Genomic DNA, 13,597 nt, shown 5'->3' on the forward strand with positions numbered 1-13,597 from the left:
GCCGGTCAATGTCATTTGGCGTGGAGCAGCAGGACGGTGTGCTGTTCGCCTTCCCACCGCAGCGTTGCGATGTAGATTCCCGCGGGCATTTCCCCGGTGTCGAACTCGACCGTTTGTGCGCCGGCACGTGCCCATTCATCGTACAGCCGATATACGGTGCGGCCGAGAATGTCGGTGATGCGCAGCTCGACGGGTCCGGCGGCAGGCAGAGTCCACGACAGTCGCGCGGTGCCGCGAACCGGCTGCGGTGTCACAACCAGAGCCAGCGCTCCGGGATGCGGCGCTGCTCCCGCGTCGTTTCCTCCGCGCGCGCTCCCGTAAAGCTGTACATACACGGTGTCGGTACAGGGGGAATCCGCCACCAGCGCGAGCGTGGCGCTGTCGTCGCCGTGCACCAGCGGACGGTATGTGATCGCGACTGTCTGACTGTCGCGTGCCGCTATCCACATCGTGTCCTGTGGAACGGCCCGATACACGGATCCGGCGCCTATCAGTATCGGCGGCAACAGACGGAGCGGACGATCGGAGTGATTTCGCACGGTGCACGTCTCCCGTGTTGAATCACCCGGTGTGGTGATGCCGAAGCGCAGGGGCGCGGGCGTGGCGGTGAATGACATTGAATCGCGTCTCAACAGGACGGGAAGTTCGATCGGCGCCACGCCGCTATCGGCGGTGCCGATTTGCAGCACGGCGTGCCGTGTGCCGGTAAATCCTGCTTCTGCGCAGAGCAGCATGGCGAGCTGTGTTCCGGCCGCAAGTGTCATAGGCACGGGCACGGAAGGCGTCACGCGTAACACATCGCCGGGTATGCAGGCAACGGATGTGAGGACGATGGCACGCGAGGAGAGGTTCGCCAGCCGCACGGTGTCGCAGAGTCCCGTCGCGCCGCACGGATCGAGGACAAGAGTGATGCTGTCGCGTGTGAAGGCGAGTTCCTCGAGTACGGCGCGCCCGGTAACCGACACGTGCAGTGTGTCGTTGCATGGTGCGCGTACCACTGCATGCAGTACTCCCCGTAATTGTTCCTTCTGCACGGGTTGGTACTCCAGTGTCCAATCACGGATCGATCCGGCGGCAATGGCTGCGGGATACGTCACGGGTGTGATGCGGCAGGGGGCCGTGCCGGCGTCCAACCACATCGTGTCAATCTGTTGATCCAGCACGCCGGTGTTGCGGAAACGCACCGTCGCAGTTCTCGACGATCCGATGCGCACGGCCGCGAAGTCGCAGTTATTGTGATCCGGAATGATGCCGTTCCGCTCGCCATTGCCCGCAAGGCGGATGAACATCGTGTCGGGACACTCGGCAGTCAGCACGCCGATGATTGTCGCAGCCGCTCCCGCCATCTTCGGCCGGAACGTAACGCCGAAGGCGAGTGCCGCACCTTGTTGTACTACCGAAGGCATGGGAGGTGTGCCGAGGGAAAACACATCCGCGCCAGCGCGCAGTGTGATGGCGCGTATGGTGCGCATTGTTGTGCTTGTATTGCGCAGCAGGAAGGAGCGCGCGGCCATGCCGCCAACGCAGCGTCGCAGCACGGTGACCGTATCACCCTCGAGGCGCAATTCGGGCACGTCGCGCTGCGCGGTGAGGGAGATACGCGTGCTCCCGCCCGCGGCCGCGTCGTTGTGCAGCAACACGAGGTCGCTGTGATTCTTGCCGTTGACCTCGGCCTGGAACTGTATCAGCAATCGTACGGAATCACCCTGATGTACTCTGACGGGAAAGACGGGTGTCACGATGCGAAAGCGGGCGCTGTCCGGGCCCTCGAAGTGATACTGGCGCAGTTCCAGCACACCCGCGCCCGCGTTGCGGACCAGGACGCTGTCGCGCACCGCAGCCGGGCACGTCTGCGCGCGAAACGTCTGTTGCGCCGCGACATCGATGCGCGGCGGTTCCGTACTCTGACCCTGTATGGTGCACGTCTCACGTCCGCCGCAGGGACCGGACCACACCACCGTGAGCTGTGCCGTCGACAAACCCGCGCGTGCCGGCGCGTACCGTACTGTCAGCGCCAGACTGTCGCCGAACGCGAAGGGCAGGGTGGGCGGGTGCAGTATATCGATTCCGTCTCTGCTCCCGCCGAGTATCAACGAGTCGACGTATACACGTCCGTTCCCCATGCGACGCAGCAACAGCGGGGCGTAGAGGGTGTCGCCGGGGGAGGCCGGCCCCAGGGTGATATGTGTGGATGGTGTGAACATCAGCGCGTTCTGTACTGCGCGACCGGCAAAATGCAGTGGCAGCGAGTCGGCGCGGCAGCCGCTGAAGCCCACGATATGCCGTGCGCTCACGCTGCCCGTATCGCGCGTGGCTGTGATGTATGTCACTCGGACGGACATGCTCACACCCGAATCGAGCTGCACACCGAGTGTCGTCACGTCCGGAATAAAGGCGTCGGAGCCGGAGGTTTTCACCCAGCGCGTGAGTTCGAGGGGCACATCGCCGTCGTTGCGCAGTGTGAGCAGTGTGTCGCGTGAGGACCCTATGCAGACTTCGCCGAAATCGACCACGCGCGGTTCCACTGTCATCTGCTCGGTGAACGCGGCGCCGTAACAACTCAGCAGCCGTCGCGACGGACACGCACTGTCTCCGATCGACAATTCCACATCGGCATAGTGCGGACCTGAATGTACGGGTGTGAAACGGACCGTGAAGTCCGTTGCGGCGGTAAGCTCCGTGCCGGGTGCCGGTGCGATGATGCTGAACGCGGCGTCACCCGCGAGCACTCGCCAGCCCAGGAAGCGCGGCGGCGGCATCCCGAGCGGTGTCACAGTCACCTGACTGTCAAGCGATTGACCCTGGCACACTCGGGGAAACGTGAGCACGGGATCGAACTGCGCGCCGTTCAACATCCTCCTGCCCGATACTGCGACGCGCTCACGTTGGGTTGTGGGATCATTTGATGTAATGAGGCACGTGTCGGCGAGTGTGCCTGAAAATGACGGACCCGGCGACCATTGTACAAGGACCGTCACGGAATCACCGGCAGGCACGCTGTATGGAAGTGTCGGATACGTGACGGTACACGTGCTCCCGGGGAAGACAATTCCACCGGCCGGAATATCGAGAGGCAAATTCCCGTAATTCCAGATCGTAAAGTGTGTTATTCCTCCGGAGCCACACACTATGGTCCCGAAGTCAATCTGAGACGCGCGAATTTGTGGCGCGTCGACAAGCCGCATCCCGGCGACATTTGGAATGTACCCGGGACTGTATGGATGATGGGCGAGTAGCAGTCCGTGTCGCGTGTCGGCAAAGTCGAATTCGACGGGATCGTGCAAAAAGGCGCCGAAGGATGTGCGGTGGGTCCGCCAGGTCTGCCCCCCGTCTGTTGTATGCGCCGGACAGCCGTTTTCGCCGATCATCCAACCGTCGAGCGCCGTGTGGAAGAAGATGCTCCGTGCGGGCGGCGTCGGTGTCGCTCGCGGGATGGTATCCCAGGTGGCTGCGCCGTTGGTGGTGCGGTAGAGTTTATCGGCATGAATAAAACCGGTCATGTCGTCAAGAAAGTGGAAACCCAGATACGGCTTGTATGCAGCGGCCACATCGGGCGAGGCGGCGGTGATATTGCCTATGCCCGCCGACGGAGTGAACGTCAGCAGCACATGATCGCCCAGGATATACCATATGTTCCCCGCGCAATGGACGCGCACGAGATCGGCGGACGTCCCCGCGAGGATGGTCGTCCACGTATCACCCCCGTTGCTCGTGTAGGAGATGAGCCCGGCTTCACCCACCGCGAGACCTTCGAGCGTATCACGGAAGCTCACGTCCAGATAATACGGCCCGCTCCAGGTCGGCGGCTGCACGAGGCCGGTGGATTTCGACGTCCAGCTTGCGCCGTAATTCGAGGTCCGATACACGTAATTCGTGCCGAGATCGTAACCCGCCGCCCATGCGTACGGCGTGCCCTTGATGGTTGTAACAGATGCTTGATCGTGAATCGGCATGGGATAGACTTGCGACCAGGATCCTGTACCCTGTCTCCACGCCACCTCGTTGCCGCCAAGTACGGCGTGGCCGGTGTCAAACATCGCGATGTCGTACGCGTTCTGTACGGACAGCGAATACGGTGTATCCAGCACCCATGCCTGCGCCTGCGCACGCCCGCCGAACACGAGGCAGCAGGTCAGTCCCAGCGCGAGCCACATCAATGCTTCCGCAAGTCTATCCTTCGGAGCATGTGCAGCAGAAGCAGAGTGTTGTGCGAAGGCATGAGGCCGGGTGCGTGTTCCGGCACGATCCTTCATGCTCGGTGCATGGAAACGCGAGAGCATCGTCTGTGGTCACAGGTGATAGGTGCGGATCGAAGGTGTGACACCCGAGTCGCACAAATCCTGACAGCGGGCCGCGTGTCCTGTTCCGTGTGTCAACGTCTCTATTCTCCTCTCCTATTCAAACCCGAAACCGGTACTTGACGCTGCTCGAGGTGTGGATGACAGGTATATTCCCGATCGGGTACAGAATGTGGGACAGTATCGATATACACCTGAGCGGATGTTATTCTGATGTGAGCGGATACCGTGTCAAAAATTGGGCATGAAACGAAGCACCGGACCCCGTGTGGATGGCCGCGGCACCGGCGTATTGCATGGGCACAGAACCGAGAAGCAGCAACATGTGTTATGGGAGGAACACCCGCATCCCCGGAATCCGGCGTGCGGATTCATGAGAAGGAGATCCGAACATGACATCAACAAAACAAGACACACTCATCACCACCCTTCAGCAGCGATTTGAAAAACATCCGCGGCGGCACGAGGGTCTTGCGTGGACCGATGTGTTCACGCGCCTCAAAGCCGCGCCAGCGGCTCTGCAGACCTTGCAGAGGATGGAAGACAGCGGCGGCGAACCCGACGTTGTGAGCCGCGACAAAAAGACAGGCGCCGTCATCTTTTTCGACTGCTCGCCCGAGAGTCCCGCAGGCAGGCGGAGTCTGTGTTACGACCGTGCCGCGCTCGAAGCGCGCAAGGCGAACAAACCCGCCGGCAACGTTATGGACGTGGCCGCGGCCATCGGCATTGAAATACTCACCGAGGACCAGTATCGTATGCTGCAGACGCTCGGGGAGTTCGATCTGAAGACGTCGAGCTGGATACTCACGCCGTCGGCCATTCGAACCCGTGGCGGCGCGCTATTCTGCGACCGCCGCTTCGACCACGTCTTTACCTACCACAACGGCGCCGAGTCCTACTACGCTGCGCGTGGATTCCGGGGCTGCCTGCGCGTGTGAGGCGATATTTCTGGCGCTGCCGGGGTACGTTCTCGCCTTCTTTTTTGCCTGCGGCGCCATGACCTTCGTCTCGTCCAGTATCTCGCAGCGGCTTACTTTCCCCACTGTCGTGATGATTCTCGGATTCGGGATCGGCGTCGCTTCGTGGAGCAGCATGCTCCACGACCTTCCCGACGCGTTCCTGGGTTGGATCGGCCTGCTCGACATGGCCTGGTATGAACAGCAGCTCAACGAGCCAACCATCTGGCAGGCACTTCTGTGGACGGTGTACCTTGTCTACTTCGTGTGGTTCTATCTGTTGTTTTTCAAAGGCGCACGCGCGGTCTCGGAAGCATCGCGGGCACAATCAGCTCTGTTCGCCTTGCTCGCACTGCTCGGGTTTCAGGGCGTTCTGTTGATCTTCATCCGTTGAGCGACGCCCGCAGCAAGCGCCCATGGCAGACGCACTGCTACAAACACCTTCCTCCGCAGCCGCGTGCAATGTTTTTTCCACTTCCACTTGCGTACAATGCCGCGGAGTCCTATATTTGTGAACGCTTTTTTCGGAAGGCGCAATATTGGAGCGGTAGTTCAGTCGGTTAGAATGCCTGCCTGTCACGCAGGAGGTCGCGAGTTCGAGTCTCGTCCGCTCCGCAAAGCCCCCGGTAGGGGGCTTTTGCATTATGGGCCATCTTGATTTGCTCTGACGGGCGCGATAGATTATAGCATTCCCACGAACCTGGTATAATCTATCTCCGTGCCCAACGGCAGTGTTGGGCCACAACGCTTTCTGCATGAGGCCGCGATGAAGCTTCTGTTTGGTGTTCTGCTGTGCGCCGTGTGTGTGGCGCGGGTGTATGGCCAGGATTGCAGCACGATGAATTTCCGGCTGCGGTCGGAGATTCCGTCGGGGTGTGCCACGATGACGATGACCATGCAGCACGACGCCCTCGACCGCCCGTATCTGTATGTGGCCAACAAGGAGGCCGGGCTGCGCGTGTACGATGTATCATCGCCCGACACTCCCGCGCTTGTTGCGAACATTCCGGTATCGGCCTTCGACACGCTCGACGTCATGAATCTCTCGCAAAAGGACACCCGGCTGTATATCGCACTCGGCAACACGTTCACAAATCCGCAGAGCGGCGGGATGGCAATTGTGGATGTGACGGATCCGTTGGCGCCCGTGGTGACGGATACGTACGTCGTTCCTGCGTCACGAAGCGGTGCGGGCATTGTTGTGGTCGAGGGTGCGTACGCGTATCTCGGTGCGATGCAGAGCGGACTGGTCGTGCTCGACGTGTCGGATCCGCGCACCATTCGTCCGCTGTCGCAATATCTTCCCGACATCAATTTCCCGCCGGTGCCGAATCCGAATCCGAATCTCTACAACGCGCGTGGCATGGACGTGCGCGCGGGTATCGTGTATCTCTGTTACGATGCGGGCGGTGTGCGCATCATCGACTGCACGATTCCGACAGCGCCGGTGGAAGTGGGACGCTGGTGTAATCCCGTCATGTACACGCCGTTGAATCGGCCGAAGGCCTACAACAATGCCGTGCTCGACGATTCGCTGCTCTACGTGGCCGCGGATTACTGCGGGATGGAAGTGCTGGATGTGCGGAAGCCGGCATCGATACGTCTGCATGGCTGGTGGAATCCGTACAACTGCCCCGACAACAACTGGTTCGCGAGTCCGAGTCACACAAACGAAATGGTTCTCGACAGAAACTGCCGGCGTCTGTTTCTCTCGACCGGCAGGAGTGATATGATCGTGCTCGATGTGTCGAATCCCGCGCGACCCGATTCGTGTAATTTCTACGGCGGAGTATCGAACGACATCGGCACCTGGGGCATCGGTGTGTGGCGCGATCAAATCTATCTCTCCTACATCTGCGCACTGGTGCCATTTGTATCTTCATGGACCGGTGTGCGGCTTCTCACCTACACGCCGTGTACGGGCAGCGGCCTGCACGATCCGCTTCCCGTCGCACACAGTCTGTACCCGAATCCGACACGCGGCATGCTCACCATCGAGATGCACGAGGCCGCACCCACCGCGCTGCTTCTGCATATCACCAATACCGCCGGAAGGCGGGTGGGTCCGCAGCGTCTCTTTTCCGGCCGCATCACTTTCGACACACGGCAGCTTGCGCGCGGACGGTACTACTTCCACATCCGCAGCGGCGACGGGACGCGAATCGTGAGCTCAGGGGAGTTTGTCGTGGAATAATCCGCTAGGATCTGGGAGGGAGGATGTTGTAGGTTGCTCCCTGTGTTCCACCGGCGTCCTTCCAAAACTTTCCCCGCATGAAACAGACTCTACTACTGCTCCTCCTCTGCAGCGGCCTCGCCATGGCGCAGCAGCGTTACAGTTCCATTCGTATCCCGTTGTCCGAATCGGTGGATGTTGCCACCGTCGCGCGCCTCGGTTTTCCGTTGGAGGAGGCGCGGGTCAAACCCGGGAACAGCATCGAACTCTGGGCCGGCGACGACGACCGGCGGCTGCTCGAAAAACACGGCATTGCGTACTCCGTTCTGATTCCTGAGTGGGACCGGCACTACGCCGATCGTATGCGCGGCGAGCGCCTTCCGTCGATGCAGGCGCTTGTGGGCTCCCGCGCCGCGCAGTTCCGGCTGGGCAGCATGGGCGGACATCTCACACTCGAGGAATTCTATCAGGAACTCGACCGCATGCGCGCGGCCGCACCCGCGCTGCTCTCCGCCAACGACACCATCGGCCGCACCATCGAGGGCCGGCCGATAGTGGCAGTGACCCTGACCGCATCACCCGACAGCGCCTCTCCGTCGGTACTCTACACCGCCCTGCATCATGCCCGCGAACCGGAGGGCCTGATGGCGCTGATGTATTTCATGTGGTATCTCATCGAACAGTATCCGGGCAATCCCGAAATACACAAACTTCTCGACCGCGCCGCGCTTGTATTTGTGCCCGTTGTGAATCCCGACGGGTATGCCTACAATCAGGCGCAGAAGCCGCAGGGCGGAGGCATGTGGCGCAAGAACCGCAGGCCGTTCGGCCCGGCCTTCGGTGTGGATCTCAACAGGAATTACGGCTACCGCTGGGGCAACGACAACACGGGATCGAGTCCGGATTCGTCACGCGACAATTACCGCGGACCCTCGGGTTTCTCCGAAGCAGAAACCGCGACGCTGCGGGATTTCTGCAATCGCAAACACTTTCAGTACGCGCTGAACTATCACACGTACGGAAATCTGCTGATCTTCCCGTGGGGATACAGCGACCGCGATACTCGCGACAGTGTGCTGTTCCGATCGCTGAGCGAGCGGCTCACGCTACACAACCGCTATACATGGGGCACGGGCCGGCAGACGGTGAACTACCTCACCAATGGCGACTCCGACGACTGGATGTACGGCGACACAACGGCGCACCGGCCCATCATCGCGCTCACACCTGAGATCGGCAATTATCCCGAAAACTTCTGGGCGCCGCCGTCGCGTATCCTCGCGCTGGCCGACGAACAACTCGAGGCCAACATCCAACTTGCACACATGGCCGTGCCCCACGTGCGCCTTGCAACATCGGATGTACAAGAGGATGCGACGGGTGTGACACTGCTGCTCGGCTTTGCGGGTGCAACGGCAACGGGCCGCATCGATTCGTTGTCTGTTGTGGTGGATGGTCCGCTCGTCGACACCGATCCGTCGCGTGCCGCGGTGGTGTTCCCGCAGACGGATCCGCTTGCGCTGCGCTTGGCAAAACTTCCGGGTGTCACATCCAACGGCGATCCCGTGCGCGTCTTTCTGACCATCAGCACCGACGAGAGTGTGATGCGCGACTCGGTGTTTTTCCACATCGGCAATGCGCAGACGCTGCTGGCCGACGGGGCGGAGCAGAGCGACGTCCTGTGGGTGGCGGGCGGCAGATGGGGGCGGCAGGCCAACGACAAGGCGCGCGGAGGATTCTGTTACACCGAAAGTCCCGCGGGCAATTCCATCAACCGCGATTCCTCGTTCCTCACGCTGCGGCGTCCGCTCGACCTGCGCACGTATGTTGCCGCGCAACTGCGATTTGTCACAAAGTGGTTTATCGAATCGAACAACGATTACGGACTCGTGGAGGTGCGCGCGGGCTCGGACGCGTGGACGCCGCTCACCGGGCGTTACACCTCGAAGGCGTACGGCGCCAGCAAACAGGTGCCCGTCAACACGCCGGGCTACGATGGTCTGCGCCGCAGTTGGGCCGACGAGACCATGGATCTCACGCCCTGGTGCGGACGCGACAGCGTACAACTGCGCTTCAACTTCCAGAGTGACGAGGGCACCGTGTTCGACGGCTGGCTGGTGGACAGCATCGCCGTGCTCGCGTGGCAGTCGGCAATCTCACACACAGCGGACGTGCCCGCGCCCGCGCTGCTGCACCTCTCGCCCAATACACCGAATCCGTTCGCATCCTCTACACAACTCGTCTGCACACTCTCGAATCCCGCGACGCTCCGAGTTCAATTGCGCGACGCGCTCGGTCGTCTCGTGCGGACGCTCATCGACGGACAGCAGTCCGCGGGACAATTCGTTTTACACATCGACGAGCCGCTTGCACCGGGCGTCTACATGTGTACGGCGGAGATTGGTGAAGGCACGCATCGCGAGACGGCGGTGAGGATGGTGGTGAAAGTGAGGAGATAGGAGATAGGAGATAGGATTTGGGAGTGGAGAGGGTGGGATCACGATGGTGTGTCACCCTGAGCGGAGTCGAAGGGTGGCACAGCGCGACAACCACGTTCTTCGCGACACGGTGTCTCGTCGAGCGCGCCTAGCTGAAAGGTGCGACGGGACGTCCCTCCACGTGCCGGTCAGTCTTCCATGAGAAAGGCGTCTTCGACCGGGGGATGATTCTCCATCTCCCGCGCGATATTCTTCATCTTCTCCGGTACACCGATGGCCGCGATGATTTTTTCCGTGATGTCCACGGTCACGACATCGGCGCCCGCGTAGTTCAGTTCCCACTTTGAAACGACGAGGTCGAGTTTTTCCGTGGTCACGATCTGCTCGAGCTGTGTGGCGAGTCGCGTCATGATCGCGCGAATGGATCCGGTGCCGAAGCCGCGCTCGTGCGACATGGCCTGGCGCAGTAGTCCTTCACGCTCGCAGGCCGCGACGGCCTTGCTGTCGTTCCGCTCCTTCGCATCCTTCATGCGTTTCTGCAGAGCGGGGATGGGACTTTCGGCCAACGGCGAATTAAACCACGCCACGTAAACGGCGCGCGAATCGTACACGCCGAGACGCAGCGCCTGTTTCTGCTGGGCATGTGTGTGCGTGGTGCTGAAAAGAAAAAGGAGCGACGTGGCGGCGAGAGTGATCAGTGCCTTGTTCATGTGGTTTCCTCCGTGACAGTGAGTCGTATGGGATGCGAGTAGTTTTCCGGATGGTGTGAGATGCGGAGCTGCGGTGCTGCTTTAACGGGACTGCGGGGCGGAGACGAGTTTCCCGTTACGGTCGAAGAGGACATGGTCGCCTTTGCGCAATTCCAGCCCCTGCACCGTTGCGTCACGCGAGAGTTTTGCATGTTTCAGTGTGCCGTTCGGGTAGAAGACCACGTCGGACGCGCCGCCGAACACATCGCCGAACCACTCGAACCGTGCGCAGGGAAGACCCTGAATTATCTCGTCGCGCGCGAGCCAGATGATTTTCGGCGAACCGTCCGGATAGAGGTGTGTCATAAAATCATGGCCGCCTCCGCGGCAGAGATGTCCGTCGATCTCCACCTCGCCGGGCAGGAAGCAGAAATGGAAGGATCCGTCGCGGTAGAAGTGCACCTTGCTTCCCGCGGGAAGCACACGTCCCGACACCGTGTCGGCAATGGCCAGTGTTGCGGATTTGAGAGAGCCGTCGGGCCAGGTCTCGAAGCTTCCTGTACAGACGAGGCCTTGCAGCACGCGCTGGTCGCCCGCGTTCCCATGCCGTACCTGCGCGTATTCGCGCACTCGTTCGGAGCGGCTGCCGGCAAGCAGCAGGAGGGCGAACACCACGGCGGCGGCTCCGCCAAGAGCGCCGAAGACGATGGACCGAAGACGGGCGGGTACCGGCGTGTCGTCGTTCCCGCGGCCGAGAAAGAGGCAGGCCGCGGCGAGCAGCAGGGGAGTGACAACAAAGAGCCACAGGGGGGCGGTGTTGTGTTCGAAGCGATACAGGTCGAACGCGGCGATCATCAGCGCGGCAAGTGCGGAAAGGACAATGGCGGCCGCGAGTGGAAAGCGTCGCGCGAGCAGGGCGCCCCCGGCGATGAGCGCGGCGAGTCCGATTCCGACAATTCCGGGTGCCGAGAAGCCCGCGTCGAGCAGGATGAACATGCCCAGAAAAAATCCCACGGCACCGATGATGAGCGCGCCCGCCTTGCGATAGTCCTCCGCGAGTACCAGTCCCGTCACGGCGCGCGCGGCGAGCCCGATGGCAATCAGTTCGTACAATTCCTCAGGCGGCTGGTCGAGCGCGATGCGCCACAACGTGAATCCCGCTGCAGCGAGAATGGTGACGATGAAGGCGATGTCGCCCGAACGCGAGTGGATCATGGCCTCGCGCTCGTCGGCGAAACGCGGAGCCCAGCCGAACTCGCGCAGCGCGGGACGCAGCAGATAGGCCAGAACAAAGAGAATGAGGCCGGCCTCGCTGCCCAGTGCGGTGAGCACGAGTCCGGCGGCGGCGATGGCGGTGGCGGTGAAGAAGATGGCGTCTCGTTTCATATGCGCGGTGGAGAAGGTGGAAGGTACAGTGTGGGGATCGTGCGGGCGTCGACAGTTCTGCCGGTGCCGCTCATCGCGTGAGATCTTTGTCTTCGAGAGAGAAAAGTTCCTCGACGGTGACGCCGAGTTTCGCGGCCAGCAGCAGGGCCAGTTTCACCGACAAATTGTAATCACCACGCTCGATCGCGATGATGGTCTGTCGCGAGACACCGACCATGTCGGCCAGTTGTTGCTGACTCAAATCGCCCCGTTCGAAGCGGTATTTCCTGAGATTCGTTTTCATCGCGTCTGAATTGATGTTACATCGATGCCGGACGAATGTACAGCATCCTGTACAAAATGTCAAGTATGCTTTACATGCACTTTCCGTTGATGTGTGAGTGTGTGAAGCGACTGGAACACTTTTCGCGGAACACTGGGGAGGTGGAACGCCGACTCCTGCGACGCGCGGATCGAGGCGGAATCGATTGCGGGAAGGGCGGGAATTGCGGATCTTCAAGGAAAAATTGATGGCATGCGTGCCACGCCGTCGCGAAAGGAAAGGACGTGATATGGCCAGACTTGTTTTTGGTATGAACCAGTCGCTTGATGGGTATGTGGACCATGAGGCCTTTGCGCCTGGTCCCGCGCTCTTCCGTCATTTTGTTGTGGAAGCCCAGCGGCAGGCGGGCAGTGTGTACGGCCGCCGGATGTACGAAATCATGCGCTACTGGGACGAGGATCATCTCGAGTGGAACGAGGATGAGCAGGCCTTCGCGGCGGCATGGCGGAGGCAGCCGAAATGGGTCGTTTCGCGAACGTCGACGTCGGTTGGTCCCAACGCCACGCTGCTTGGTGACGATCTTGCGCGCACAATCCGCGTGTTGAAGGCCGAACACGACGGTGAGATCGAAGTTGCCGGTCCGCACCTGGCGCGCAGTCTCACCGATCTGGGCCTGATCGACGAGTACAGAATCTACCTGCATCCCGTCGTGCTGGGTCACGGCACACCCTATTTCGCCGGCCCCCGCCCGCCGCTCCGCCTCATCGCGCACGAACACATCGCCGACGATGTGATACGTTTGACCTACGTCCCCGCGGCGGCTGCGATGGAAACACGCTGAACGTTACACGTAACACGTAACACGTGGCACGTAACAAGTAACACGTAACAAGTAACAAGTAACACGTAACAAGTAACAAGTAACACGGGGTACGTAAGTACTTTCCACGTTGTTACTTCCACGTGGCTACTTTCCACGTTGCTACTTTCAACGGAGCCCGAGCGCAGCGAAGGGCGACACCACGAGCCCGGAGCGAAGCGGAGGGCGACACAAGGCTCGTTCCACGTAACACGTAACACGTTCCACGTTCTACGATCCACGTGGCTACTTTCAACGTTGCTACGTTCAACAGAGCCCGAGCGCAGCGAAGGGCGACTGGATGAGCCCGGAGCGAAGCGGAGGGCGACACAACGGTCGTTACACGTAACAAGTAACACGATCAACGTTTCTCCGATCCACGTTGCTACTTTCCACGTTGCTACCTTCAACGGAGCCCGGAGCGAAGCGGAGGGCGACACCACGAGCCCGGAGCGAAGCGGAGGGCGGCACATGCCAGCCCCGGGCGTGAGCCCGGGGACGACGTGCGCCCAGCGTCCTTAATGAGCCCGGAGCGA

General features: G+C 61.0%; 9 protein-coding genes and 1 tRNA gene. 6 read left to right on the plus strand and 4 right to left on the minus strand.

The genetic code is table 11. The annotated features are described in order from the left end of the window. Positions 1 to 11: 11 nt before the first annotated feature. Complete coding sequence (locus HY962_12830; GenBank protein MBI5647807.1) at positions 12 to 4,154, minus strand: choice-of-anchor D domain-containing protein; 4,143 nt, start codon at positions 4,152 to 4,154, stop codon at positions 12 to 14. A 536-nt stretch (positions 4,155 to 4,690) separates the two neighbouring features. Here HY962_12830 and HY962_12835 point away from each other — a divergent pair. The 5 genes from HY962_12835 to HY962_12855 all read left to right on the plus strand — a co-directional run bounded on the left by HY962_12835 (position 4,691) and on the right by HY962_12855 (position 9,886). Then, entirely contained in the window at positions 4,691 to 5,236 is a 546-nt protein-coding gene (locus tag HY962_12835) for a DUF4256 domain-containing protein (protein MBI5647808.1), read from the plus strand. Beyond that, positions 5,208 to 5,648 carry a hypothetical protein gene (locus tag HY962_12840; protein ID MBI5647809.1) on the plus strand — a complete coding sequence of 147 codons (441 nt, stop codon included), beginning with the start codon at positions 5,208 to 5,210 and terminating at the stop codon, positions 5,646 to 5,648. The genes HY962_12835 and HY962_12840 overlap by 29 nt, the downstream gene beginning before the upstream one ends. A gap of 147 nt (positions 5,649 to 5,795) precedes the next feature. Next, a tRNA-Asp gene (locus tag HY962_12845) sits at positions 5,796 to 5,869 on the plus strand. A gap of 151 nt (positions 5,870 to 6,020) precedes the next feature. Then, the gene (locus HY962_12850) at positions 6,021 to 7,448 is read left to right on the plus strand and encodes a T9SS type A sorting domain-containing protein (protein ID MBI5647810.1); all 1,428 of its coding nucleotides are present in this window, start codon (positions 6,021 to 6,023) and stop codon (positions 7,446 to 7,448) included. A 77-nt stretch (positions 7,449 to 7,525) separates the two neighbouring features. Continuing rightward, entirely contained in the window at positions 7,526 to 9,886 is a 2,361-nt protein-coding gene (locus tag HY962_12855; GenBank protein ID MBI5647811.1) for an immune inhibitor A, read from the plus strand. A 167-nt stretch (positions 9,887 to 10,053) separates the two neighbouring features. On the opposite strand, the gene HY962_12860 is transcribed toward HY962_12855, so the two are convergent. From HY962_12860 to HY962_12870, 3 genes are all read right to left on the minus strand, one after another. Then, positions 10,054 to 10,575, minus strand: coding sequence for a hypothetical protein (locus HY962_12860; GenBank protein MBI5647812.1), 522 nt, complete (start codon positions 10,573 to 10,575; stop codon positions 10,054 to 10,056). An 81-nt stretch (positions 10,576 to 10,656) separates the two neighbouring features. Continuing rightward, positions 10,657 to 11,940 (minus strand): hypothetical protein, encoded by a 1,284-nt coding sequence (locus HY962_12865; GenBank protein ID MBI5647813.1) that lies wholly within the window; start codon positions 11,938 to 11,940, stop codon positions 10,657 to 10,659. Positions 11,941 to 12,010: 70 nt separating this feature from the next. After that, on the minus strand, positions 12,011 to 12,223 hold the full coding sequence (locus HY962_12870; protein ID MBI5647814.1) for a helix-turn-helix transcriptional regulator: 213 nt from the start codon (positions 12,221 to 12,223) through the stop codon (positions 12,011 to 12,013). A gap of 268 nt (positions 12,224 to 12,491) precedes the next feature. Here HY962_12870 and HY962_12875 point away from each other — a divergent pair, with 268 nt between their 5' ends. Next, the gene (locus HY962_12875) at positions 12,492 to 13,043 is read left to right on the plus strand and encodes a dihydrofolate reductase family protein (protein MBI5647815.1); all 552 of its coding nucleotides are present in this window, start codon (positions 12,492 to 12,494) and stop codon (positions 13,041 to 13,043) included. Positions 13,044 to 13,597: the final 554 nt, after the last annotated feature.

This window comes from Ignavibacteriota bacterium, assembly GCA_016218045.1.
Taxonomy (GTDB): domain Bacteria; phylum Bacteroidota; class Ignavibacteria; order SZUA-365; family SZUA-365; genus JACRFB01.